At 69.8% G+C, this 26318-nt stretch carries 18 protein-coding genes and 1 tRNA gene; 15 read left to right on the plus strand and 4 right to left on the minus strand.

Annotated elements, in window-relative coordinates; all coding sequences use genetic code 11:
- Window positions 1-62 precede the first annotated feature (62 nt).
- Genes H613_RS25895 through H613_RS0110820 form a run of 7 tightly spaced genes read left to right on the plus strand, consistent with a single transcriptional unit; the run spans window position 63 to window position 13226 of the window.
- Window positions 63-4151 (plus strand): Ig-like domain-containing protein, encoded by a 4089-nt coding sequence (locus H613_RS25895; protein ID WP_084546529.1) that lies wholly within the window; start codon window positions 63-65, stop codon window positions 4149-4151.
- Between the two features lie 26 nt (window positions 4152-4177).
- Window positions 4178-5644, plus strand: a complete 1467-nt coding sequence (locus H613_RS29205; protein ID WP_051393230.1) for a family 43 glycosylhydrolase — start codon at window positions 4178-4180, stop codon at window positions 5642-5644.
- Window positions 5641-8292, plus strand: a complete 2652-nt coding sequence (locus H613_RS25905) for a beta-L-arabinofuranosidase domain-containing protein (protein ID WP_051393231.1) — start codon at window positions 5641-5643, stop codon at window positions 8290-8292. Before H613_RS29205 ends, H613_RS25905 begins: the two co-directional genes overlap by 4 nt.
- Before the next feature lie 47 nt (window positions 8293-8339).
- Window positions 8340-9644, plus strand: coding sequence for an ABC transporter substrate-binding protein (locus H613_RS25910; protein WP_051393232.1), 1305 nt, complete (start codon window positions 8340-8342; stop codon window positions 9642-9644).
- 11 nt (window positions 9645-9655) lie between these two features.
- Window positions 9656-10525 (plus strand): carbohydrate ABC transporter permease, encoded by an 870-nt coding sequence (locus H613_RS25915; protein WP_051393233.1) that lies wholly within the window; start codon window positions 9656-9658, stop codon window positions 10523-10525.
- The gene (locus H613_RS0110815; RefSeq protein WP_026923805.1) at window positions 10522-11346 is read left to right on the plus strand and encodes a carbohydrate ABC transporter permease; all 825 of its coding nucleotides are present in this window, start codon (window positions 10522-10524) and stop codon (window positions 11344-11346) included. Before H613_RS25915 ends, H613_RS0110815 begins: the two co-directional genes overlap by 4 nt.
- Window positions 11343-13226: a glycoside hydrolase family 127 protein gene (locus H613_RS0110820; protein ID WP_026923806.1), complete on the plus strand. Its 1884-nt coding sequence runs from the start codon at window positions 11343-11345 to the stop codon at window positions 13224-13226. The genes H613_RS0110815 and H613_RS0110820 overlap by 4 nt, the downstream gene beginning before the upstream one ends.
- Window positions 13227-13288: 62 nt before the next feature.
- On the opposite strand, the gene H613_RS0110825 is transcribed toward H613_RS0110820, so the two are convergent.
- Window positions 13289-13675, minus strand: a complete 387-nt coding sequence (locus tag H613_RS0110825) for a winged helix-turn-helix transcriptional regulator (RefSeq protein ID WP_035737566.1) — start codon at window positions 13673-13675, stop codon at window positions 13289-13291.
- Between the two features lie 200 nt (window positions 13676-13875).
- Here H613_RS0110825 and H613_RS25920 point away from each other — a divergent pair, with 200 nt between their 5' ends.
- A complete protein-coding gene (locus H613_RS25920) occupies window positions 13876-15324 on the plus strand; it encodes an MFS transporter (RefSeq protein ID WP_035737570.1) in 1449 nt (482 codons plus the stop codon).
- Window positions 15325-15369: 45 nt separating this feature from the next.
- Here H613_RS25920 and H613_RS0110835 read toward each other — a convergent pair whose 3' ends face one another.
- The gene (locus H613_RS0110835) at window positions 15370-16200 is read right to left on the minus strand and encodes an alpha/beta fold hydrolase (protein ID WP_026923808.1); all 831 of its coding nucleotides are present in this window, start codon (window positions 16198-16200) and stop codon (window positions 15370-15372) included.
- Window positions 16201-16320: 120 nt separating this feature from the next.
- Here H613_RS0110835 and H613_RS30830 point away from each other — a divergent pair, with 120 nt between their 5' ends.
- Together H613_RS30830 and H613_RS0110845 are read left to right on the plus strand one after the other, a co-directional pair.
- On the plus strand, window positions 16321-16734 hold the full coding sequence (locus H613_RS30830; RefSeq protein WP_156925959.1) for a hypothetical protein: 414 nt from the start codon (window positions 16321-16323) through the stop codon (window positions 16732-16734).
- Window positions 16735-16880: 146 nt separating this feature from the next.
- Window positions 16881-18092 (plus strand): zinc-dependent alcohol dehydrogenase, encoded by a 1212-nt coding sequence (locus H613_RS0110845; protein WP_026923809.1) that lies wholly within the window; start codon window positions 16881-16883, stop codon window positions 18090-18092.
- Between the two features lie 39 nt (window positions 18093-18131).
- Here the strand turns inward: H613_RS0110845 and H613_RS0110850 are convergent, their stop codons facing one another.
- Window positions 18132-18761 (minus strand): FMN-dependent NADH-azoreductase, encoded by a 630-nt coding sequence (locus H613_RS0110850; protein WP_026923810.1) that lies wholly within the window; start codon window positions 18759-18761, stop codon window positions 18132-18134.
- A gap of 118 nt (window positions 18762-18879) precedes the next feature.
- On the opposite strand from H613_RS0110850, the gene H613_RS25925 reads away from it, so the two are divergent.
- Together H613_RS25925 and manD are read left to right on the plus strand one after the other, a co-directional pair.
- Window positions 18880-19389, plus strand: coding sequence for a MarR family winged helix-turn-helix transcriptional regulator (locus H613_RS25925; RefSeq protein WP_035737572.1), 510 nt, complete (start codon window positions 18880-18882; stop codon window positions 19387-19389).
- Window positions 19390-19455: 66 nt separating this feature from the next.
- On the plus strand, window positions 19456-20694 hold the full coding sequence (gene manD / locus H613_RS0110860) for a D-mannonate dehydratase ManD (RefSeq protein ID WP_026923811.1): 1239 nt from the start codon (window positions 19456-19458) through the stop codon (window positions 20692-20694).
- Window positions 20695-20848: 154 nt separating this feature from the next.
- Here the strand turns inward: manD and H613_RS0110865 are convergent.
- Window positions 20849-20925, minus strand: a tRNA-Leu gene (locus H613_RS0110865).
- A 196-nt stretch (window positions 20926-21121) separates the two neighbouring features.
- Between H613_RS0110865 and H613_RS0110870 the strand changes: the two genes are divergently transcribed.
- The 3 genes from H613_RS0110870 to rpsA all read left to right on the plus strand — a co-directional run bounded on the left by H613_RS0110870 (window position 21122) and on the right by rpsA (window position 26273).
- On the plus strand, window positions 21122-21739 hold the full coding sequence (locus tag H613_RS0110870; RefSeq protein WP_026923812.1) for an ANTAR domain-containing response regulator: 618 nt from the start codon (window positions 21122-21124) through the stop codon (window positions 21737-21739).
- 60 nt (window positions 21740-21799) lie between these two features.
- A complete protein-coding gene (gene polA / locus H613_RS0110875; protein ID WP_026923813.1) occupies window positions 21800-24499 on the plus strand; it encodes a DNA polymerase I in 2700 nt (899 codons plus the stop codon).
- A 271-nt stretch (window positions 24500-24770) separates the two neighbouring features.
- Window positions 24771-26273, plus strand: a complete 1503-nt coding sequence (rpsA, locus tag H613_RS0110880) for a 30S ribosomal protein S1 (RefSeq protein ID WP_026923814.1) — start codon at window positions 24771-24773, stop codon at window positions 26271-26273.
- Window positions 26274-26318 lie beyond the last annotated feature (45 nt).

The raw sequence follows: 26318 nt of genomic DNA on the forward strand, positions 1-26318 counted from the left end.
CGAAAACCTTTTCGGTCATTTTCGGACCCCTGACTCTCCTGCCGCGCTCACGGAGGCACGCAATGGCGCATTCGCATCCGTCCACCCGATCCCTCGCCACCATCGCCACCCTCGTCCTCACCGCCGGCCTCGTGGCCACCGCCGCACCGGCCTCCGCCCAGCAGACCATCGGCTTCCCCGTCTTCACCGGCGGCGACGCGGTCCCCGACGAACCGGTCGAGTACACCGTGGACGGCATGATGCCGGCCATGTACGAGGCCGAGGCCGAGGGCACCGACTTCTGGATGGACCGCCTGCTCGCCCGCGAGGGCGCTGACCCCGCCGGCGACCAGTGGCTCATGACCCGGGGCCGGGCGCTGCTGATGCGCGTCCACGACCCCGACGTCATCGGCTTCGGCGGCCAACTCGCCTACTACGACCCGTTCTTCGACCGCACCAGCAACACTGACGGGTTCGTCATCGACATCGGCGACGCCGACTTCACCGAGGACGTGGACCGGCGACGTCAGACGCCGAGCCACTGGACGAGTGTCCATGAGAGCGATAACTTGACCGTCGAGGTCCAGAAGTTCATCACGCACAACAACGTCGCGGTCGCGAACCTCACGATCACGAACAACGGCGGCGGGACCACCGTCCCCATTCGCGTCGACTCCGACTTCGCCTGGCAGGCCGACGGCGAGGAGCTCACCGGCGTCCTCGACGTCCAGAACTCCCGCGGGGAGCGCCTCACCACCGTCTTCCCGCGCCTGTCGGGCACCGGACTCACCCCCTCGGGCGGCGCGCTCACCGGCGAACTCGCCCTCGACGACGGCGAATCGGCCACGGTCAAGGTCCAGCTCGGCATGATCGCCGAGGAGATCCCCGAGTCGGCCACCGAGTACGACGCCTACCGCGACGCCGCGCCCGACGCCGCCTTCGCCGAGCAGGTCCAGACCTACAACCGGTGGTGGGCCGAGAACCTCCCCTACTTCGACGTGCCCGACGAGGAGATCAAGAAGTTCATCTACTACCGCTGGTGGCTGATGCGCTACAACTACCTCGACGCCGACATCCCCGGCAACGACTTCCAGTTCCCCACCTCCATCGAGGGCGTCACCGGCTACAACAACGCCATCGCGCTGACCGTCCCGATGTTCATCGACGACCTGAAATACCTGCGCAACCCCGTCTACGCCTACGGCCCCTGGGTCTCCACCGGCGAGTCCTCCGAGGGCGGGCGGTTCATGGACAATCCCGGCGACCCCGAGAACTGGTCGAACTCCTACACCCAGTACATCGCCGAGGCCGCCTGGCGCTCCTACCAGATCCACGGCGGCCAGCTCCCGATCGTCGCCAACCTCGCCCGCTACGCCGAGGGGGACGTGAAGGGCCAGCTGGAGGCGTTCGACACCAACGACGACTGGCTGATCGAGTACGACTGGGGCGCGATGACCGGCAACGACGCCGACGCCGTCTCCTTCCACTGGAGGGAAGGCAACCTCGACCGCGCCGAATCCGCCTACCAGTACTCAGGCGCCCTCGCCGCCGCCCAGGCCTACGAGCTGATCGGCAACGAGGACAAGGCCGAGGAGATGTACGAGATCGCGGGCAACATCCAGCACGCCATCACCGACGTCCTGTGGAACCCCGAGACGCAGCTGTTCGAGCACGTCCACGTCGACTCGGGCGAGCACGTCCCGTGGAAGGAGATCAACAACTACTACCCGTTCTCCGTGGGCGCCATCCCCAACGAGGAGCCCTACACCGACGCGCTGCGCCTGTTCACCGACCCCGACGAATACCCGATCTTCCCGTTCTACACCGCCAACCAGGCCGACAAGGCCGAGGCCGCCGAAGCCGGATTCCCCGGCTCGAACAACTTCTCCCAGATCAACTCCACCGTCCAGTTCCGACTCTTCTCCTCGGTGATCCGCAACTACGACACCGACGCCATCACCGCCGAGGACTACAAGAAGCTCCTGTACTGGAACGCCTGGGCCACCTACATCGACGGCGACACCGCCTGGCCCGACTCCAACGAGTTCTGGGCCGACTGGAACCCCGACACCCAGCACATCGACTACCGCTCGTGGATCCACCACACCACGCTCGGCTCGAGCATCTGGACCATCGTCGAGGACGCCATGGGCCTGCGCCCCAGAACCGACAACGCCGTCGAACTCTCCCCGATCGACATCGGCTGGGACCACTTCACCGTCAACAACCTCCGCTACCGCAACGCCGACCTCACCATCACCTGGGACGAGCCGGGCGACGGCGAGACCTACTACCCCGGCGTCCCCGAGGGCTACTCGGTCTTCATCAACGGTGAACGCACCCTCACCCTCGACGGCCTCGTCCCGGCCGTGTGGAACCCGCAGAACGGCCAGGTCGAACTCACCGGCGGCGAAGGCGAAGTGCTCTTCAGCCACCCCGCGCCCGGCATGGCGGCCCCCGAGGACGTCGAGCTCGACGGCCGCGTCGCCGACGTGTTCGCCAAGGCGGGCGCCGACCTCACCGGCGACGCCGGCGAGAACCTCGCCGAAGGCGCCACCGCCACGGCCTCCTACACCGCCGAGGGCACCAGCGTCGCCGGCGCCGTCGACGGCACCACCGTCAACGCGCCGTACTGGAGCAGCGCCGGATCGGGCAACACCAGTGACTGGTACGAAGTCGAATTCGACAAGGCGAAACACGTCGACCAGGTCCGGCTGTACTTCTACCGCGACCGCACCTCCGGCGGCCTGCTGGAACCGTCGACCTACCGAATCGAGTACTACGACGACGGCGAGTGGGCGCCGGTGACCGGCCAGGCCGCCGAACCGGCGATCCCGCAGGCCAACTACAACAAGATCAGCTTCGACGACGTCAAGACCGACCGGATCCGCGTCGTCATGGACCACCAGGCCGGGCACGCCACCGGGCTCAAGGAGTTCCAGGTCTTCCGCAGCAAGGACCACGTCCCCGCCGCCGAGAACACGGCGCCGTACGTCGTGGCCCGCAACGACCTGTCCTTCCGCCAACCGCTCCAGGCCGAGCTCACCGGCACCGTCAAGGACGACGCCCTGCCCTCGGGCGGCGAGCTGACCAGCACGTGGTCCGCCGTCGACGGGCCCGGCTCGGTCATCTTCGAGGACGCGGGGGCCGCGACCACCGTCGCCACCTTCACCGCTCCAGGCGAATACACGCTCCGGCTCACCGCGAGCGACGGCGAACTCGAGAACGCCTCGACCGTGACCGTCACCGTCGAGGCACCGGACGACCGCGTCAACGTCGCGCCAGCCGCCGAACCCAGTGCGTCCTACACCTCGCCGTGGGAGAACGTCGACGCGATCAACGACGACATCGAGCCGCCGCGCTCCAACGACGGCGCCAACCCCCGCTGGGGCGCCTGGCCCGAACAGGGCGAGCAGTGGGTCCAGCTCGATTGGGAGACGCCCGTGCGCGTCGGCGCCGCCGACATGTACTTCTTCGCCGACGGCGGCGGCGTGCTCGCCCCCGCGTCGTGGACGATCCAGTACCGTGACGGCGACCAATGGGTCGACGTGGCCGCCGACGGCTCTTACGGCACCGAGACCGACCAGTACAACCAGGTGACGTTCGCCCCGGTGACCACCACCGGGCTCAGGGCCGTCATGCAGAGCGGCGGCGCCTCCGTCGGCGTCCTCGAATGGAAGGTCTTCGCCGAGGCTCCCGAATCGGTGCGGCAGATCCACCAGCCCACCACCGTGGGCGTCGTCCCCGACCTGCCGTCCACCGTCACCTGCGTCTACGCCGACGGCACCCGGCTCGACCTCCCGGTCGTGTGGGAGGCGATCGGCGAGAACGACGTGGCCGAACCGGCCACCAGCACCGACGTGAGCGGCCTCGTCACCGGCCTCGCCCTGGAGGCCACCGCCACCGTCCACGTCAGACTCACCGACGAAGTCGAGATCACCGCTCTGGAAACCGAGGAGATCACCACCCTCGCGGGCGTCGCACCGCAGCTGCCCGCCACCGTCACCGCCGTCTACAACGACGGCTCCAAGGACAACGTCACCACCACCGTGACCTGGGACGACATCGATCCCTCGGCGTACGCCGAACCGGGCTCGTTCACCGTCACCGGCACCATCGACGGCACCTCGCTCACCGCGGAGGCCGCCGTCACCGTCATCGAATCCAGCTGAACTCCGACCGGCACGAGGAGCAGACCATGCTGAAATCCACGAAGCGACCCAGAACGAGGGCCCTGTTCGCCGCCGCCCTGGCGGCGGCCCTCGCGGGTGCCCTCCAGACCGCCACCGCCGCACAAGCCCAGGTGACCAATGTGGCCACCTCGGCGACGCCGTCGGCGTCCCACACGTCCCCGTGGGAGACGATCGACGCGATCAACGACGGCATCGACCCGCCCCAGTCCGACGACACGCAGAACGCCCGCTGGGGCACCTGGCCCGAAGAGGGCGAGCAGTGGGTCCAGCTCACGTGGGGTGGGGCGGTCACCGTCGCCTCCGCAGACCTGTACTTCTTCGACGACAACGGCGGCGTCCGCGTCCCCGCCTCCTGGCACATCGAATACCTGTCGAACGGCACCTGGCAACCGGTGAACGCCCACGGCGCCTACGGGACCGCCGTCAACCAGTACAACTCGGTCCAGTTCACCGAGGTCACCACCACCGCGCTCCGCGCCGTCATGCAGAGCGGCGCCGCCAGCGTCGGCGTCCTCGAATGGAAGGCCTACGGCGAAGGCTCCGGGACCGGCACCGGATCGGGCAACCCGATCGTCACCGACATCTACACCGCCGACCCGGCCACGCTCGTCGTCGACGACACCTTCTACATCTTCACCGGCCGCGACGAGGCCGCCCCCGGCCAGCAGGCGTTCGTCATGGACGAATGGCACGCCTTCACCTCCACCGCGCCCGACGACGACCCCGACGCCTGGACCGACCGCGGCGCCGTCCTCTCCCTCGACACCTTCGACTGGGCCGGCGCCAACGCCTGGGCCTCCGAAGTCGTCGAGGGCCCCGACGGGCGCTTCTACTGGTTCGTCTCCGTCGACGGCAGCACCGACGGCGGTTGGATGAACATCGGCGTCGCCGTCGCCGACGACCCCCTCGGACCCTACGAGGACGCCATCGGCGGCCCGCTCGTCTCCGACTCCACGCCGAACTCCTCGGCGCTCAACATCGACCCCACCGTCCACATCGATGACGACGGCCGCATCTACATGTACTGGGGCTCCTATTGGCAGCCGCGCGTCGTCGAACTGAACCAGGACATGACCTCCCTCGCCGGACCGGTCACGACCCCGCAGGGCCTGACCGACTTCTGGGAGGCCCCCTGGATGTTCGAGCGGAACGGCACCTACTACATGGCCTACGCCTCGAACGGCGGATCCGGCTGCGTCACGAGCTCCTCGTACGCCTGCATCCGGTACTCCACCGCCACCGACCCGATGGGCCCCTGGACCCACCGCGGCGTCGTCCTCGGCCAGGTCAGCTCCACGACCAGCCACCCGGCCATCATGGAGTTCGACGGCCAGTGGTGGATGGTCTACCACACCGCCGACGCGCCCGGCGGCGACGACTTCCACCGCTCCGTAGCCATCGACAGGCTCTATTTCAATCCCGACGGCACCATGCAGCAAGTCATCCAAACCACTGGAGGTCAACCGTCATGAACCTTCCCGTCACCCGAAGGACCGCCCTGCGCCTCGGCGCCCTGACCACCGCCGCCCCGGCCGTCACCGCGATCGCGGTCCCGGCCGCCGCCAAGACGCGCCCACAAGGCTCGTGGGCGGTCGAGCCCTTCGCGCTCGACCAGGTCTCGCTCGACGAGAGCCTGTTCACCGAGAAGCGCGACAGGATGCTCGGCTACGCGCTCGGCTACGAGGCCGACCGCGGCGAACTCGCCGGGCCCGACCGCATGCTCTACAACTTCCGGGCCGCCGCCGGGATCGACAACCCCGACGGCTCCGCGCCGCCCGGCAGCTGGGACAACGAGACCGGGTACCTCCGGGGCCACTTCAGCGGCCACTTCCTGAGCATGCTCTCCCAGGCGTACGCGGGCTCGGGTGACGGGATCTACCTCCGCAAGCTCGCACACATCGTGGACGGGCTCGGCGAATGCCAGGCCGTGCTGGCCGCCGCCGCGGCCCGCCCGACGCCCCGCGTCGAGGGCCGCAGTGGCACCGCGATCCGCCTGACCGGATCGCCCCTCGGGCACGCCGAACACCTCGCGCTGCCCGAAGGGCTCGTCGACGGGCTCGACGAGATCACCGTCGCCGTCTGGATCAACCCGGCGGCCATCGACCCCGAGGGCCTGCCCGACCCGAGACAGGACCCCGCGCCGCTCGCCAACGGCGCCAAGGTCTTCGATTTCGGGGCCGACGCCGATGCGCACATGTACCTCACCGTGCGCGCGAGCAACGACGAGCCCGGCCCGCGCTTCGCCATCACCACCGGCGGCGAGGACGCCGAGCAGCGCGTCACCGGCGGCGCCGAACTGCCGACGGGGGAGTGGACGCACCTGGCCGTGACGATCGGCGGCGGCACCGCGACGCTGTACGTCAACGGCACCGCCGCCGCAGCGGCCTCGGTGAGCCTCACCCCGGCCGACCTCGGCGCGAGCACCGCGAACTGGATCGGCCGCGGCCAGTTCCCGCAGGGCAGCGTCCAGTACCTGGGCGCCACCGTCGACGAGTTCGGCGTCTTCGACCGGGCACTCGGCGCCGACGAGATCGCCTCGCTCGCCGCGGGAACGGGAGACGGCGGCAATATCGCTTGGTACCGCTTCGGCGAGGAGCCCGGCCCGGTGGCCGCCGACAGCTCCGGCAACGACCGCGACGCCCGCGTCATCGCCCCCACCGACGGCGGCCGCCACCCCGGCTTCCTCGCCGCCTATCCCGAGACCCAGTTCATCAGGCTGGAGGAGTTCGCCACGTACGGCGGCAACGCCGGGATCTGGGCGCCCTACTACACCTGCCACAAGATCATGGCCGGGCTCCTCGACGCCCACCGCCTCGCGGGCAGCGCCGCCGCCCTCGACATCGCCGTCGGCATGGGCGAATGGGCACACTCGCGCCTCGCCGAGCTCCCGCGCGAGCGCCTCGACCGGATGTGGTCGATCTACATCGCCGGGGAGTACGGAGGCATGAACGAGAGCATGGCGACCCTCGCCGGGCTCCACCCGGACCGGCCCGAGTTCCTCGAGACGGCGAAGCGGTTCGACAACACGACGCTGCTGGCCGACACCGTGGCGGGCGTCGACACGCTCGACGGCAGGCACGCCAACCAGCACGTCCCGCAGTTCACCGGCTACCTGCGCATGTATGAAGAGGGCGCGGGGGAGGACTACAAGACCGCCGCCGAGAACTTCTGGTCCATGGTGGTGCCCCACCGGACCTACAGCCACGGCGGCACCGGCGTCGGCGAGATCTTCCGCGGCAGGGACGTCATCGCCGGATCGCTCTACCAGTTCCCGAACGACCCCAACCACGCCGAGACCTGCACGATCTACAACATGCTCAAGCTGTCGCGGAACCTGTTCTTCCACACCGGGGACCCGAAGTACATGGAGTACTACGAGCGGGGCCTATACAACCAGATCCTCGCCTCCCGGCGCGACGCCGACAGCACCACCAGCCCCGAGGTCACCTACTTCGTGCCCGTGCGGCCCGGCCGGTGGCGCGGCTACGGCAACACCGGCACCTGCTGCGGCGGCACCGGCATGGAGAACCACACCAAGTACCAGGACTCGGTCTACTTCGCCGCCGCCGACGGCAAGACGCTCTACGTCAACCTCTACATGGCGTCCGAACTGGACTGGTCCGACCGCCGCCTCACCGTCGCGCAGACGACCGAGTACCCGTTCGAGGGCGCCAGCCGCCTGACCTTCAGCGGCCGCGGGCGCGGCCACTTCGACGTGGCCCTGCGCGTCCCCGGCTGGGCAAGCGAGTTCACCGTCACCGTCAACGGCGTCGAGCAGGAGATCGACGCCGAGCCCGGTACGTACGCCACCATCGGCCGCCGCTGGAGGGACGGCGACGTCGTCGACGTGTCGATGCCGCTGCGCCTTCACACCGAGGCCGCCATCGACGACCCCGACGTCCAGTCCGTCTACTACGGACCGACGCTGCTGGCCATTCAGCACGAGGCCGTCGGCGACGACCTCGAGACCGGACTGATCGACCTCGCGGTCGGTGAGAACCCGGAGGAGGTGTTCGAGCCCGGCGAGGAGCCCCTCCACTTCACCGCCGAGGGCTACACCTTCGCGCCGTTCCACATCGCGAACCGCGACCCGTACCACCTGTATTGGCGGAGGCGATAAGCCACCGCCGCAACCCCTTTGATCCCTTACCGTTAGGAGCACAGGTCATGAGATTCGACAAGCGCCGACCGGCCCGGCGCGCGGCCGCGGCGGTCGCCGCGGGCACCGCCGCCGTGCTGCTCGCCGCCGCCTGCGGCGACGGCCGCAGCGGAGGCGGCGGCGACCAGGAGGTCGTCCTCGAAGGCGTCGACGACGGCACCACCCTCACCATGTGGACCAGGGCCGCCACCCAGGCCCAGTCGCAGGCGCTCGTGGACGCCTACAACGAAAGCCACGAGAACCAGGTGGAGCTGTCGGTCATCCCGACCGACGACTACCAGACGCGCGTGGGCACCGCCGCCGGGAACCAGGAGCTGCCCGACCTGTTCGCCATCGACGTGGTGCTCGCGCCGAAGTTCACCACCGCGGGCGCCTACCTCGACATCACCGACCGGATCGACTCGCTCGAGTTCGCCGACGCCCTCGCCCCCTCGCACATCGAGGTCGGCACCGTCGACGACCGGAAGTACCTGGTCCCGCACACCCTCGACCTGTCGGTCCTGTTCTACAACAAGGACCTCTACGAGCAGGCCGGCCTCGACCCCGAGAAGCCGCCGACCACGCTCGTCGAGTTCGCCGAGCACGCCCGCGCGATCGCCGAGCTCGGCGACGACATCCACGGCACGTTCTTCGGCGGCAACTGCGGCGGCTGCTACCTCTTCACGTGGTGGCCGTCCATCTGGGCCGAGGGCGCCGAGGTCATGAACTCCGACGGCACCGAGTCGCTCCTGGACTCCCCGGAGGCCCAGGAGGTCTACTCGATCTGGCGCGGCCTGGTCGAGGACGGCGCGGTCGCTCCCGGGCACGCCGAGGAGCCGGGCGCCACCTGGACCGGCCTGTTCCCCGAGGGCAACATCGGCGTCATGCCGATGCCCTCCACGATGCTCGGCCTCATGCCCGAGGACCTGAACATGGGCGTCGCGCCCATCCCCGGTCCGAGCGGCGGCGAGTCCACCTTCGTCGGCGGCGACTCCATCGGCATCAGCGCCAACTCCGAGCACCCGAACCAGGCGTGGGACTTCCTGCGCTGGAGCCTCCAGGAGGACACGCAGATCGACATCCTGGCCGCGGGCGGCGACGTCATGGCCCGCACCGATCTGGCCGACAACGAGTACTACGCGGACAACCCGAACGCGGTCATCATGAACGACCTGGTCGCCATCGGCCGCACCCCGTACTCGCTGAACTTCGGGCAGACCTTCAACGACCCGCAGGGGCCGTGGCTGCCGCTGGTCAGAGAGGCGGTGTACGGAGACCCGAACGCCGACCTCAGTGCCCTCAACGACGCGATCACAGCCTCGCTGAGCAGTTAGGACAACTCCATATGCGATATTCGCGCAAGTTGACCGGCGCGGCCTACGCGGCACCCGTCGCACTGTTCGTGCTGGTCTTCTTCGTCGCGCCGCTGCTGCTGGTCGGACGCATGTCGGCGTCCGACTGGCCGCTGCTGGCCGGCGACCTCGGGGTGAACCTCCCCGACAACTACACCGCCATCGGCGACAACCGCCTGTTCTGGCCCGCCGTCGGCTTCACGCTGAAGTACACCGGCATCGTCGTGGTGATCCTGGTGGGCCTCTCGCTCGGCCTGGCCATGCTCGTGTCCGGCACCCGGAAGGGCACCGGCTTCTTCCGGACCGCCTACTTCCTGCCCACGACCCTCGGCCTGGCCTCGGCCTCGCTGCTGTTCTTCGGCTTCTACAGCCCGTCCATCGGGCCGCTCGACCCGATCCTCCAAGGGCTCGGCATCACCGACGAGCCGATCTCGTGGCTCGGGACCCCGAACATGGCCTTGTTCTCCACCGTCGTGCTCATCGTGTGGAAGTTCGCCGGGTTCTTCATGATCATCCTCCTGGTGGGCCTCCAGGCGATCCCGCCGGACGTCTACGAGGCCGCCCGGCTCGACGGTGCCGGCCGCTGGCAGGCGTTCGTGCACATCACGCTGCCGCTGCTGCGCCCCGCGCTCGGCCTGGTGCTCATCCTCAGCATCACCGGCTCGCTGCTGGCGTTCGACCAGTTCTTCATCCTCACCAAGGGCGGACCGGACAACAGCACCGTCACCGTGGTGCAGCTGATCTACCGGGAGGCGTTCCAGCGCTTCGACCTCGGTGCCGCGGCGGCCATCTCCGTGGTGGTGCTCCTGGCGCTGCTGGTGCTCAACATCGCCCAGTTCCGCTCACTGAGGAGGGACCAATGACGCGCCGAGGGGTTTGGAACACGACCTCCTACTACGTGCTCGCGGGCGGCCTGGCCGTGCTGTTCCTGTTCCCGCTGGTCTGGACCGGGTACGCCTCGGTCGCGCCGCACGGGGCCACCAACCAGCAGGACGGGTTCGGCTTCGGCAACTACCAGACCCTGCTCGAATACGACTCGGGTCTCCTGCGCTACCTGTGGAACAGCACCTACGTGTCGCTCTTGACCGTGCTGTTCACGCTCCTGCTGTCGTTCGTCGGCGGCTACGCGTTCGCCCGCTTCAAGTTCCCCGGGCGCGACACGCTGTTCCTTCTGACCATCGCGATCCTCATGGTGCCCTACAGCACCCTGCTGATCCCGCTCTACACGCAGCTGGGCGACATCGGCCTGCGCAACTCGCTGTTCGGGCTCTCGCTCGTCCTCACCCTCTACCAGCTGCCGTTCGCGGTGTTCATGATGCGCATCTCGTTCGAGGCGGTGCCCAAGGAGATCGAGGAGTCGGCGATGGTGGACGGCTGCGGGTCCATGGGCGTCCTCACCCGCATCATGCTGTTCGCCGTGTGGCCCGGCCTGATCACCGTCGGCCTGTTCTCGTTCCTGGCCGCCTGGAACGACTTCATCGCGCCGCTCATTCTCGTCAGCGACGCCGACAAGGCCGTGCTGCCGGTGGCGATCGCCAACCTCCGCCAGCAGTCGATGGGCGCCGTCGACTTCGGAGCGACACAGGCGGGCGTGGTCGTCATGGCCCTGCCCTGCCTGGTGCTCTTCGCACTGCTGCAACGTCACTATGTCCGAGGATTCATGTCAGGAGCTATCAAAGGATGAGCAAGCCAACGCCAGTGCTGCCCTCCCAGAGCACGTTGCGCCCCCTGGGGCTCGACGAAGTCCGGATCACCGGAGGGTACTGGGCCCGCAGGCAGCAGACCAACGCCGAGGCCACCATCTGGCACTGCCTGTACTGGCTGGAGGAACTGGGCTGGCTGGCCAACTTCGCGAAGGCGGGCTCCGGCGAGCCGTTCGAACGGGCCGGACGCGAGTTCTCCGACTCCGAGATCTACAAGCTCGCCGAGGCCATGGCCTGGGAGATCGGCCGGAGCGGCTCGCCCGAACTGGAGGAGCGGTTCGTCCGCCTCACCGGGCAGATCGCCGCCGCGCAGGAGAGCGACGGCTACCTCAACACCCAGTTCGGCCACCCCGGCCAGCGGCCGCGGTACTCCGAACTGGAAGGAGGCCACGAGCTGTACTGCTACGGGCATCTCATCCAGGCCGGGGTGGCGCGGCTGCGGACCCGCGGCGAGGACGACTTCACCAGGATGGTCCGGCGCGTCGCCGACCACGTCTGCGACGTCTTCGGCCCCGGCGGCATCGAGCGGATCTGCGGGCACGCCGAGATCGAGGTCGCCCTGGCCGAGCTCGGCCGCGCCACCGGCGAGCGGCGCTACCTGGAGCAGGCGAAGCGGTTCATCGACCGGCACGGCGAGCACACCCTCGCCGACGGCGGCTTCGGGCGCGTCTACTTCCAGGACGACGTGCCGGTGCGCGAGGCCGAGGTGCTGCGCGGGCACGCGGTCAGGGCCCTGTACCTCGCCTCGGGCGCGATCGACGTCGCGGTCGACACCGGCGACGCCGAACTGCTCGAAGCCGTCCGGCGCCAGTGGGACCGCACGATCGCCAGGCGCACGTACCTGACCGGCGGCATGGGCTCGCAGTACTCCGACGAGGCCTTCGGCGACGACTTCGCGCTGCCGCCGGACCGGGCCTACTCCGAGTCGTGCGCGGGCGTGGCCGCGGTGATGACGGCGTGGCGGCTGCTGCTGGCCACCGGCGAGACCTCCTACGGCGACATGATCGAGCGGATCGCCTGGAACGTCCTGGCCGGTGCCGTCGCCCCGGACGGGAAGTCGTTCTTCTACGCCAACCCGCTGCACCAGCGCACCGCCGACCAGGACCCGGTCGCGGGCGAGCTGTCGCACCGCGCGGCGGGCGGGCGGCGCGCGCCCTGGTTCGACGTCTCGTGCTGCCCGACGAACCTGGCGCGCACGTTCGCGTCCTTCGCGGCGTACGTCGCCACCGCCGACGACGGCGGCCTCCAGATCCACCAGTACACGCCCGCGGCCATCGCCACCGAGCTGGCGGGCGGCCCGGTCGAGGTCGCCGTCGAGGCCGACTACCCCGACAGCGGCGCGATCACCGTCCGCGTCGACCGCAACGGGGCGGGGGAGTGGACGCTGGGCCTGCGGGTGCCCGCCTGGGCCGAGGGCGCGGTGCTGACCGAGCCGTCGGGGGAGCGGCGCGAGGTCGCGCCCGGCGCGGTGAGCCTCACGCGCGACTTCGCCGCCGGGGACGAGGTGCGCTTGGAACTGCCGGTGGAGCCGCGGTGGACCGGGCCGGACCCGCGCATCGACGCGGTGCGCGGCTGCGTCGCCGTCGAGCAGGGCCCGCGCGTGCTGTGCGCCGAGTCGATCGACCTGCCGGACGGGGCGGACGTCGCCGACCTGACCGTGGACACCGGCAAGGCCCCGGTGGGGGACGACGGCGTGGTGACCGTCGCCGGACACGTCCACATGAACGCCGACGGCTGGCCTTACGGGCCTGACCCGGACCCGGAGACGGGACGCGAGGCCACAGAGGTCCGCCTCATCCCGTTCCATCTGCGGGCCACGCGGGAACCGGCCTCGATGCGGGTCTGGCTGCCGGTCGAATAGAGGGATAGAGAGATGAAGGGTGGCACGGTGCGCGTCGTGCCACCCGGATTCTCGGTTCCCGCTCAGGCCGCGGCGGTGAGCCGGTCGTAGTCCCGGCGCGCCTCGATGATGTCGGGCTGGTGGCGCTCGGCCCACTCGAGCAGGCCGTTGAGGTGCGTGTACAGCTCCCGCGCGCTCGCGGTGGCGCTGTACTCCACCTTCGGCGGCACGGTGGGGTGGACGGTCCTGGTGAGCAGGCCGTCGCGTTCGAGGTTGCGCAGCGTCAGGGTGAGCATCCGGCGGCTGATGCCGGGAATGCCGCGCTCGAGCTCGGTGTAGCGGACCGGGGCCTTGGTGGCGGCCACCAGGATCGACACCGCCCACTTCCCGGCGACGCGGTCGATGACCTGGACGATGGGGCAGGCCTCGGCCTGCACGTCGGACTTGGGCAGTACGCAGTCGTCGGTCATTCCCGCTCTCCCTTTGCCGTGGCCGGTGGCACGGCGCTCACGTGACGCACTTCATAGTCAGGGTGCGGACCGGATGACCTGGACAGGAACATCCATGTCTCCCCCGGCACATGAAAGTGCCTTCTTACGGATTCCTCAATTGGAACACATGATGGCCTCAGGAACAAATCGTTCCCCACGTGTTTCCGAGAGGAAGTCCGATGCCCACTCGCTCCGACCGCGGCCTCAGGTCCCGCTGGCTCGCGGTGATCGTCCTGTCCGCCGCCCAGGTCATGATCGTCCTGGATCAGAACATCGTCACCATCGCCCTCCCGGCCATCCGGGAGGACCTCGCGTTCAGCCAGGCCGATCTCGTGTGGACCGTCAACGCCTACGTGATCCCCTTCGGCGGCCTGCTGCTCCTGGCGGGCAGGCTCGGCGACCTCATCAGCCGCAAACAGGTGTTCCTGGCGGGCCTGGCGCTGTTCGTCGCCGCCTCGGTCGCCGCCGCGCTGGCCGACGGCCAGGGCGTCCTCCTCGCCGCCCGCTTCGTGCAGGGCATCGGCGGCGCCGTCACCACCGCCGGGCTCCTCGGCATGATCGTGACGATCTTCCCCGAGCCCGAGCACCAAGGGAAGGCCATCGGTGTCTACGGCTTCGCGTCCGCCGGCGGCGGCGCCCTCGGGAGCGTCGTGGGCGGCGTCCTCACCGAGTCCCTCGGCTGGGAGTCGATCTTCTACGTCAACGTCCCGATCGGACTGGCCGTCGCGGTGCTCGCCTGGCGGCTGCTGCCGAACGACCGCGGCGTCGGCCTCAAGGCCGGGGCCGACATCATCGGCGCGGCCCTGATCACCTCCGGAATCATGCTGGCCGTCTACACCCTGGTCGAGACCGAGCGGTACGGCTGGAACTCGCCCCGCACGATCGGCCTCGGCTTGGCGGCCGCGGTCCTCATCGCCGGGTTCTTCCGGCGCCAGTCCAAGGCCGCCGCGCCGCTCATTCCGCTGCGCATCCTCCGCTCCCGCAACGTCGCCGGGGCGAACCTGGCCCAGGCGCTCATGGTGGGCGCGGCGTTCGGATTCATGTTCTTCACCGCCCTGTACCTCCAGCAGGTCCTCGGCTTCACCCCGCTGGCGGCCGGGCTGGCGTTCCTGCCCGCGCCGGTGGTGATCGCGACGGTGTCGATGGCGCTCGCGCCGCGGCTCCTGGCGCGCTTCGGGGCCAAGCCGCTCGTGCTCACCGGACTGTCGCTGATGGTCATCGGGTTCCTGCTGTTCGCGCAGATGCGCGCCGACGGCTCGTACGCCGTCGACGTGCTGCCGGGGATGCTGACCGCGCCGCTCGGATTCGGGCTGGCCATGCCCGCGCTGATGTCGCTGGGCATGTCGGACTCGCGGCCCGAGGACGCGGGCGTCACCTCCGGGCTGTTCAACACCGCCCAGCAGGTGGGCGGCGCGGTCGGCCTGGCGGTGCTGAGCACCGTGGTCGCCTCCCGGACCGACGGCCTGCTGGCCCAGGGGCACTCGACCGCCGAGGCGCTGACCGGCGGCTACCGGATCGGCTACACGGTCGCCGCCGTCTTCGCCGCGGCCGGACTGCTCATCGCGGTGACGGTGCTGAAGGTCCGCAAGGCCGAGTCCGCCGAGCCCGAACTCGAACGCGTCGCCTGACCTGCCGCGGAGGTCCCGGCCCTGCGCGGCCGGGGCCGTTCCCGTTCAGGATCGCTCGCGCAGCCACTCCAGGGCGGCCTCGGCGTGGCCGAGGACCGACACGTGGCCGTCCTCGGGGTACAGCCGCAGCTCGGCGGTCGGGCAGTGCCCGGCCAGCCGGCGGCTGTGCGAGGCGGGCACCACCCGGTCCCGCTCGCCGTGGAGCAGCAGCAGCGGCACGGCGGCCTCGGTCGGGTCGAAGCCCCACGGCGCGACGTAGGCGAGGTCGTCGTCGACCAATCCGTCCAGCCCGGTGGCCGTGCCGAGCCCGGCGATCCTCCCCACCCAGGACCACTCGCCCTCGAGCGCGGCGTGGTCGGCCTCGGTGAACATCGCCGGGTCGTACTCGGCTCGGGACTCGTACTCCTCTTTGGCCTCTCGGCCTCCGATCGCGGCCTCCAGGGAGGCGACGCCGCCGGAGTACATCCCGGCGAACCAGTCCAGCCCGCCCGCGTCCCGCGGCGCCAGCCCCGCGATGTCGACGGCGGCGGTGACGCGGTCGCCGAGCAGTGCGGCCACGGCCAAGGCGTGCGGCCCGCCGCCGGAGTGGCCTACGGCCGCAAACCGTTCGAGACCGAAGCGGTCGGCGAGGCGCGCGGTGTACGCCGCCGCCGAAGCGATGTCGCGCCCTGGACGCGCGGTCGAACCGCCGTAACCGGGCCGGTCGTAGGAGACCCAGCGCAGCCCGAGCCGGTCGGCGGCCGTGAACAAGGGCTCGGGCGGCGCCCCGATGTTCGGGGTGCCGTGATGCCACACGACGGGGAACCCGTCGCCGCCGGTGTCGTACACGTGCAGCCGTCCGCCATCGGGCAGGACCAGATCGGACTCGTTCACCATGACCCGAGACTAGAGCGGGGGTCCGACGGTACAACGCCCCAGCGCGGTGTCGGCTTGTCGACAGTGGCGGTTGACCCCGCCGCGGCGGGGTAGTAGGAGCGGCGAGCACGCCGCGAGGGCGTGCCGATCGACACCACACGGGGGAAGACCATGTCGAGACTTGCCCGCCGCGCCGCCACCGCCCTGGCGGCCGCGGCCCTGGCCACGTCCGCCGCGCTGGGCGTATCCGCGGCCGCCCAAGCCCAACCGGCACCGGCACCGGCACCGCCGACGCAAGGCGTACCGACCGAATGCATTCCCGGGATGCCCATATTCGCCGAACCGGGCACGCCGCCTCCTGCTGGAATATGCACCGGCTTCGTGATCGCTGAATGCTTCGTCGCAGATGCGTCGGGGCTCTGGGTGCGCGTCACCGACCCGATCGCGGGCGTGAAGGGGTACACCTTCGCCCAGGCCGTTCCGGAATTCGAGGAACTGGATCTGGCTCCTTGCCAGCAGGGTGGTCCGGCCTCGCTTCCCCAGTCGGTGGGCTGACCCGAGGCACCGGTGAACCGCGCGGCCCGCTCCCGCAAGCCCTTCCCAGGACCTGCGGGAGCGGGCCGCGCGCTGTGGCGCATCGACGTTTCGGGGATGGTGCCCAGGGAACTCGGCGCCGACATCACTACGAGGAGGCGAACGCGATGAAGGCTGTGGTGTGGCACGGCACGGGGGACATCCGCCTGGACGAGGTGCCCGACCCGAAGATCCTGGAACCGGGCGACGCGATCGTGCGCATCACGCGCAGCGCGATCTGCGGCACGGACCTGCACATGGTGCGCGGCACGCTGCCGGGCATGGTCGAGGGCACGGTCCTCGGGCACGAGGCGGTCGGCGTGGTCGAGGAGGTCGGCTCGGCCGTGCGCGGCTTCAGCCCCGGCGACCGGGTGGTGGTGCCCTCCACGATCGGCTGCGGCACGTGCTCGTACTGCCGCGCCGGCTACTACGCGCAGTGCGACACCGCCAACCCGAACGGGCCCTCGGCGGGCACGTGCTTCTTCGGCGGGCCGTCCTCGACCGGCCCGGTGGACGGCCTGCAGGCCGAGTACGCGCGCGTGCCGTACGCGATGACCGGCCTGGTGCGCATCCCGGAGGCGGTGAGCGACGACCAGGCGATCCTGCTGTCCGACATCTTCCCCACGGCCTGGTTCGGCGCGAAGCTCGCCGAGATCGGCCCCGGCGACAGCGTGCTGGTCCTCGGCGCGGGCGTGGTGGGCCAGTTCGCCATCGCCTCGGCCAAGCGGCAGGGCGCCGGGCGGGTGCTCGTCGTCGACGGCATCGCCTCCCGCCTGGACAAGGCGCGCGAGCAGAACGTCGAGCCGATCGACTTCAACGACGAGGACCCCGTCGCGGTGGTCAAGGAGCTCACCGGCGGCATCGGCGTCGACCGCGTCATCGAGGCCGTGGGCGTGGACGCCCAGCGCCCGAAGACCGGCCCCGCCGCCGAGCAGGCCCAGCAGATGGCCGAGCGGTTCGATTCCGAGCGGCGGCAGGCCGCCCCGAAGGCGAACCCCGACGGTGGGCAGTGGGTGCCCGGCGACGCGCCCAGCCTCGCCCTGCAATGGGCCGTGGATTCCGTGGCCAAGGCCGGGAGCATCGGCGTGATCGGCGTCTACCCGCCCGGCTTCAACAGCTTCCCGATCGGCGCGGCGATGAACAAGAACCTCACCGTCAAGATGGGCAACTGCAACCACCGCCGCTACCTGCCTGGCCTGCTCGACCTCGTGGTCAGCGGCACGGTCGACCCCACCGCGTTCATCACGCGGCATGAGCGGCCCACCGACGCCATCGAGGCGTACGAGACGTTCGACCGGCGCGAGGACGGCTGGCTCAAGACCGTCCTGGACGTCGCCTGAGGGCGGGCGCCCCGCCGGGCGCCCGCACCGCGGTCGCGGTCAGGCCGCCAGAGCGCGGCCGGCCTTGACCGCCGCCTCCTCGGCGTCCCGCTTCATCTGCGCGGCCTGCTCGCTGAACCGGTCCAGCGCCGGGTTGACGCCGACCAGGGTGAACTCGCGCTCGATCACGGTCAGGTCCGCGCCCCACACGTCGACGAGGATGCGCCGCAGGTAGTCGAGGTTGTGGTCCCAGCCCTCCTTCGGCGTGCCGGGCCCGTAGGCGCCGCCGCGGGTGGTGACCAGCACCGTGGGGGTGCCTTCGAGGAGCGCCTCGCCCTGGGGCGCGCCGATGATGGCCAGGTCGATCCAGGTCTTGACGTGCTGGGAGACGCCCCAGTTGTAGAGCGGCAGCGCCAGGATCGCCTTGCCCGCGCCGCGGAGCTCGCCGGCGATCTCGGCCGCGAGGGCGAGGGCCGCCCTGTCGGCGTCGCTGTGCCGGTCCTCGGGCGTGTGGGCGGCGGCGATCGCGTTCTGCCAGGCGTCGGACGGCAGCGGCTGCTGTGCCAGGTGGCGTGTCACGACGCCGGCGTCGGGCTGGGCGGCCCGGAACTCGGCGAAGACCCGGTCGGCGAGCGCGGTGCTGGCCGAGTTGGGTCCCTGGATGCTCGAGTCGATGCGCAGCAGGGTCATGGGGAGTGCTCCTTGCGGTGTGTCCGGCGGGATCCGCCGAGATCGAATTTGAATGTTCAAGTTGCATCGTAACGCACTCGATTTGAACATTCAAGTAGGGTCGCGTAGCATTGCTCACATGCCACCCGACGAAGCGACCGAGGACGTGCCCTGGCTCAGCCCGAGCCAACTGGAGAACTGGGCTGCGTTGATGGCGCTGATCAGCATCCTGCCGCCCGCCATCGACGCGCAGCTCAAGCGAGACGCCGGGATGAACTCCTACGAGTACCACGTGCTGGTCCGCCTGGCCGCCTCCGATCAGGGGATGCGGCCGATGAGCGACCTCGCGGTGCTGGCGCAGGGCTCCCCCTCGCGGCTCTCCCACGCCGTCGCCCGGCTCGAGCGCGACGGCTACGTGCGGCGGGTCGCGTGCAGCGAGGCGGGCAGGCGCACCGCCGCCGTCCTCACCGAGGAGGGCCGCAAGAAGCTCGAGGCGTCCGCCCCCGGCCACGTGCGCGAGGCGCGGCGCCTGGTCGTGGACGCCCTCACCCCCGAGCAGCTCAGCGCGCTCGGCGAGGCGGCCCGAGCCGTGGTCGAGGCGATCGACCCCGAGGCGGCGGACATGATCCCCCCGGGCCGCAACGCCTGACCCGGCGCCCGCCGGCCCCCATCGACCATTCGAACGGCACCACCGCCGCCCTTGGAAAGGACCGCAATGCGCATTGACCGAGCCGAAGTGATCGTCACCAGCCCGGATCGGAACTTCACGACCCTCAAGCTCACCACCTCAGATGGGCTCACCGGGCTCGGCGACGCCACGTTGAACGGCCGCGAGATGGCCGTCGTCGCCTACCTCAAGGACCACGTCGTCCCGCTGCTGCTCGGCCGCGACGCGGCCCGCATCGAGGACACCTGGCAGTTTCTGTACCGCTCGGCCTACTGGCGGCGCGGCCCGGTGACCATGGCCGCGATCGCCGCCGTGGACATGGCGCTGTGGGACCTCAAGGGCAAGGCCGCCGGGATGCCGGTCTACCAGCTGATCGGCGGCGCCTCCCGCGAAGGCCTCCTCGCCTACGGCCACGCCTCCGGCAAGACCCTCGACGAGCTCTTCGACTCCATTCGCGCCCACCAAGAGCAGGGTTTCCGCGCCATCCGCGTCCAGACCGGCGTCCCGGGACTGAAGTCGATCTACGGCATCGCCTCCAACGCCACGTACGAGGCCAACCAAGGGGTGCGCTACGACCACGAACCTGCCCAGCGCGGCGCACTGCCCAATGAGGAGGATTGGGACACCCGCTCCTACCTGCGGCACGTCCCGACCGTCTTCGAGGCCGTCCGGGGCGAGTTCGGCCCCGAACTGCCGCTGCTGCACGACGCCCACCACCGGCTCACCCCCATCCAGGCCGCGCAGCTCGGCAAGTCGCTCGAACCGTTCGACCTGTTCTGGCTCGAGGACGTCACCCCGGCCGAGAACCAGGAGGCGCTGCGCCTGGTCCGCCGGCACACCACCACGCCCCTGGCCATCGGGGAGATCTTCAACACCGTGTGGGACTACCAGCAGATCATCCGCGAGCAGCTCATCGACTACGTCAGGAGCGCGGTCACCCACACCGGCGGCATCACGCACCTGAAGAAGGTCCTGGACTACGCCTCGCAGTACCAGATCAAGTCCGGCATGCACGGCCCCACCGACATCTCTCCGGTCGGCATGGCCGCCGCGATGCACCTCGGACTCGCGATCCACAACTTCGGCATCCAGGAGTACATGCGCCACGGCGCCAAGACCGACCAGGTCTTCCAGCAGTCCTTCACCTGGTCGGGCGGCTACCTCCACCCCGGCGAGAACCCCGGTCTCGGCGTCGACCTCGACACCGACGAGGCCGGCAAATACCCCTACGCCCAGGCCTACCTCCCGTTCAACCGCCTCGCCGACGGCACCGTCCACGACTGGTGAACGCCCGCCTCTCCACGAGGTGCTGCCCGGTCTCGGAGCGCCGTGTTCGGCGATCTTGCTACGGGCAGTGCTACGGGAGGGTTCGACGGGTTGCGAAACGAGAAGCGGCGCTCTACTGATGAGCGCCGCTTTCGCAGATAAATGATGATGGTTCTGGTAGCCCGGGTGGGACTCGAACCCACACTGTACGGGTTTTGAATCCGTCTTCTCTGCCAATTGGAATACCGGGCCTGGCCCCGAACGGCGAGGCTCGGGCCGCAGAACATGATACCCCTGCGGTGCGGCCGGTGACGGATGGGTCCTACTGTCCGAAACGCTCGACATAGGGAGGTGCGCACGCCCGCTGCGCCGGATAAGCTAACTTCCTGGTGTGCCCTCACTGCCGCACGCCCGACCGACCAGCCGCGCATGAAAGGTACGGACACGCATGACGAGCAAGGCCGCCGAGGAGCCGCGCAAGCGCGTGCTCATCGCCGAAGACGAGGGGCTCATCCGCCTCGACCTGGCCGAGATGCTCACCGAGGAGGGCTACGAGGTCGTAGCCGAGGCCGCGGACGGTGAAGCCGCCGTCCGGCTCGCCCAAGAGCACCAGCCCGACCTGGTGATCTGCGACATCCAGATGCCGATCATGGACGGCCTCCAGGCCGCCGAGAAGATCGTGTCCGCGCGCATCGCCCCCGTCGTGATCCTCACCGCCTTCAGCCAGCGCGACCTCATCAACCGCGCGCAGTCGGCCGGCGCCATGGCCTATCTCGTCAAGCCCTTCCAGAAGTCCGACCTCGTGCCCGCCATCGAGCTCTCGCTCACCCGCTTCGCCGAGATGACCGCCCTGGAGAAAGAGGTCGAGAACCTCACCGAGCGCCTCGAGGTCCGCAAGCTCGTCGACCGCGCCAAGGGCCTGCTCATGACCCAGTACGGCATGCCCGAGCCCGACGCGTTCCGCTGGATCCAGCGCGCCGCCATGGACCACCGCCTGTCGATGCGGGACGTCGCCACCCGCGTCATCGACGAGGCCAAGGAGAAGGAAGCCCAGGACGCCGAATAGCGGACATGCCGCCCCGGGCTTGCACCGGACTTGTCGGAGCCACTCGATAGGCTCTGAGGCGTGACCGCTTCGCAATCCCGCCTGCTGCTGATCGATGGCCACTCAATGGCCTACCGCGCCTTCTTCGCGCTCCCCGCCGAGAAGTTCTCGACCGAGGACGGCCAGGTGACCAACGCCGTCTACGGCTTCGCGTCCATGCTCATCAACCTGCTCAGGGACGAGAAGCCGACGCACATCGCCGTGGCCTTCGACGTCTCCCGCCGGTCCTTCCGCACCGAGGAGTACGCCGAGTACAAGGACGGCCGGGCCGAGACCCCCGAAGAGTTCAAGAGCCAGATCCCGATCATCCAGGAACTGCTCGACGCGCTCGGCATCGCCTGGCTCAGCAAGGAGCGCTACGAGGCCGACGACATCATCGCCACCCTCGCCACCCAGGGCGAGGCGGCCGGCCTGCACACCCTGATCTCCTCGGGCGACCGCGACGCCATCCAGCTCGTCAACAAGGCAGTCACGCTGCTCTACCCGGTGAAAGGCGTCACCGACCTCGCCCGCTACACCCCCGAGCTCATCGAGGAGAAGTACGGCGTCGCTCCCGGCCGCTACCGCGACCTCGCCGCGCTGGTGGGGGAGAAGTCCGACAACCTGCCCGGCGTCCCCGGCGTCGGCCCCAAGACCGCCGCGAAGTGGATCGCCAAGTACGGCTCCCTCGACGGCCTGGTCGCGAAGGCCGACGAGATCGGCGGCAAGGCCGGACAGAGCCTGCGCGACCACCTCGACGACGTCCTGCGCAACCACCGGCTCAACGGCCTCGTCTGCGACCTGGACCTGCCCCGGGACGTCGACGGCCTCGCCTGGGAGGGCTGGTCGGTCGAGGAGACCAACCGGCTGTTCGACGCCCTCCAGTTCCGCACCCTCGGCGAGCGGATCAACACCAGCCTCGGCGACCGGGCCCTCGGCGGCGCGGCCCCGGTCGAGGCCGAGGTCGACCACGTCCACGCCTCCCGGCTCGAACCCGGCGGCATGGCCGCCTGGCTGCGCTCCCGCGAAGGCGACGTCGCGATCGCCTACACCGGCGCCTTCGCCTCCGGCGCCGGCTCGTTCGACTCGATCGCGCTGGCCGAGGGCGGCGAGGCGCTCTGGTTCGACCCCGCCCAGCTCGACGCCGAGGACGAGCGGTCCTGGACCGACTGGCTCGCCGACGCGAAGCGGGGCAAGATCGTCCACGACGCGAAGGGCTTCAACTGGGGCGCCGACGCCGCCGGATGGCCCGAGCCCGCCGGACTGAAGGCCGACACCGTCATCGCCGCCTACCTCTTGAAGCCCGAGCAGCGCACCTACGCCCTCGGCGACCTCGCCATGCAGTACCTCGGGCGCGAGCTCGACACCACCGCGCAGGAGCACAGCGAGGGCACCCTCGTCGGACTGGACGCGGCCATGGCCGACGACACGTCCCGCTTCGAGGCGGACTGCGCCGCCGCCAGCGCCGTCGCCGCCCTCGCCTCCACCCAGGCCGAGCGCCTCGCCGAACGCCGCCAGGCCCGCCTCGCCGAGGAGATGGAGTACCCGCTCACCGGCGTCCTGGCCCGCATGGAGATCACCGGCATCGCCGCCGACGAGGGCCACTTCGCCGACATCGAGGCGAGCTTCGCGGCCCAGTCGAAGGACGCCACCGACGCCGCCCACGAGACCGTCGGCCGCCAGTTCAACGTCGGCTCGCCCAAGCAGCTCCAGGAGATCCTCTTCGACGAGCTGAAGATGCCCAAGACCAAGCGCACCAAGACCGGCTACACCACCAACGCCGAAGCGCTTCAGCAGCTCTATGCCAAGACGCAGCACCCGCTGCTGGAGCAGCTGCTGCGGTTCCGCGACGTCGAGAAGCTCAAGCAGATCGTCGCCACCCTGCGCGCCACCATCCAGACCGACGGACGCATCCACACCACGTTCCACCAGACCGTGGCCGCCACCGGGCGCCTGTCCTCGTCCGACCCGAACCTGCAGAACATCCCCGTGCGCTCGGGCGCCGGGCGCGACATCCGGGCCGGATTCGTCGTCTCGGGCGGCTTCGAATCCCTGATGACCATGGACTACAGCCAGATCGAGATGCGCATCATGGCCAGCCTCACCGGCGACGAGGTGCTCATCGACGCCTTCAAATCCGGTGAGGACGTCCACCGCGTCGTCGCCGCGAAGGTCTTCGCCGTCGCGCCCTCGCAGGTCACCGCCGAGCACCGCCGCAAGATCAAGGCCATGTCGTACGGCCTCGCCTACGGCCTGTCCACGTACGGGCTCAGCCAGCAGCTCGGCGTCTCCGCCGAGGAGGCCCAGCAGCTGTCGAACGAGTACTTCGACCGCTTCGGCAAGGTCCGCACCTACCTCCACACCGTCGTCGAGCAGGCCCGCAAGACCGGCTACACCGAGACGATCATGGGCCGGCGCCGCTACTTCCCGGACCTGGCCTCCGACAACCGGCAGCGGCGCGAGATGGCCGAGCGTGCCGCGCTCAACGCCCCGATCCAGGGCAGCGCCGCCGACATCATGAAGGCCGCGATGCTCGGCGTCGACCGGGCGCTGCGCGAGGCGAAGATGGACTCCCGCGTGCTCCTCCAGGTCCACGACGAGCTGGTCTGCGAGGTCGCCCCCGGCGAGGCCGACCGGCTCGAGCATCTCGTGCGCGAGCAGATGTCCGGCGCGGCCGAGCTCGCCGTCCCGCTCACCGTCTCGGCCGGATTCGGCGACTCCTGGGAGGCGGCCGCGCACTAGGCGTGTGCGCCGCCGCTCACCGTTCGCGGTGTCGATCAACACCAGTACCAGCCCGGACTGGCGCGGAATTATCGCGCACGGTAATCTGGATTGGCCCAGGTATGTCCGTGTCCTCAGAAGGGAGCAGGGCACGAGCCGGCGACGGCAGGACGGCCTGGCGAACGTAACTGCGAGCATCCGCGTCTCGCACCGCACGGCCACACCTGGGGAGCCGTGAACGGGACGCGAGCGCGAGCTGACGAATCTGAACGTATCCGGAGCACCAGCCCACATGACGAGCAGCATCGAGGCCACCTCGAGCAACGCTGAGAACAGCACCACGGTCGACGAATTCGCCTCTGACGAGGATCTCCTTGCCGCGATCGACGCGACCATCAAATACTTCAACGACGGCGATATCGTCGAAGGTACCGTCGTCAAGGTCGACCGGGACGAAGTCCTGCTCGACATCGGCTACAAGACCGAGGGCGTCATCCCCTCGCGCGAGCTGTCGATCAAACACGACGTGGACCCGGAAGACGTCGTCGCTGTGGGCGATCACGTTGAGGCCCTCGTCCTCCAGAAGGAGGACAAGGAAGGCCGCCTGATCCTCTCCAAGAAGCGCGCCCAGTACGAGCGCGCCTGGGGCACGATCGAGAAGATCAAGGACGAGGACGGCGTCGTCCGCGGCTCGGTCATCGAAGTGGTCAAGGGCGGTCTCATCCTCGACATCGGGCTGCGCGGCTTCCTGCCGGCCTCGCTGGTGGAGATGCGCCGCGTGCGCGACCTCCAGCCGTACGTCGGCCGCGAGCTCGAAGCCAAGATCATCGAGCTCGACAAGAACCGCAACAACGTGGTCCTGTCGCGTCGCGCCTGGCTGGAGCAGACCCAGTCCGAGGTCCGCACCGAGTTCCTGCACCAGCTCGCCAAGGGCCAGGTCCGCAAGGGCACGGTCTCCTCGATCGTCAACTTCGGCGCCTTCGTCGACCTCGGCGGCGTCGACGGCCTCGTCCACGTCTCCGAGCTGTCCTGGAAGCACATCGACCACCCGAGCGAGGTCGTCGAGGTCGGCCAGCCGGTCGAGGTCGAGGTGCTCGAGGTCGACCTGGAGCGCGAGCGCGTCTCCCTGTCGCTGAAGGCCACCCAGGAAGACCCGTGGCGCCAGTTCGCCCGCACCCACGCGATCGGCCAGATCGTGCCGGGCAAGGTCACCAAGCTCGTCCCGTTCGGCGCGTTCGTCCGCGTCGAGGACGGCATCGAGGGCCTGGTGCACATCTCCGAGCTGGCCGAGCGCCACGTGGAGGTGCCCGAGCAGGTCGTCAAGGTCGGCTCCGACGCCATGGTCAAGGTCATCGACATCGACCTGGACCGCCGCCGGATCTCGCTCTCGCTCAAGCAGGCCAACGAGGCCTTCGTCGAGAACGAGGAGCAGTTCGACCCGACGCTGTACGGCATGGCCGCCCAGTACGACGACCAGGGCAACTACATCTACCCGGAGGGCTTCGACTCGGAGACCGGCGAGTGGATGGAAGGCTACGACGAGGCCCGCGAGGAGTGGGAGCGCCAGTACGCCGAGGCCCGCACCCGGTGGGAGGAGCACGGCAAGCAGATCGCCGAGCGCGTCATCACCGAGGCGCCCGCCAAGCCCGCCGAGGGCGAAGCCGCCCCGAAGGGCGACAAGGGCGGGAAGAAGCAGTCCACCGAGAAGAAGTCGGCCCCGGCCGAGCCCTCGGGGACGCTGGCCACCGACGAGGCCCTCGCCGCACTGCGCCAGAAGCTCGCCGGAGACCAGTAGCCCGTTAAGCTGAAAGACCACTACCCGTCCCAAGCGGTTCGCTTG

It is taken from the genome of Glycomyces arizonensis DSM 44726 (assembly GCF_000482705.1).
Classification (GTDB): Bacteria; Actinomycetota; Actinomycetes; order Mycobacteriales; family Micromonosporaceae; genus Glycomyces; species Glycomyces arizonensis.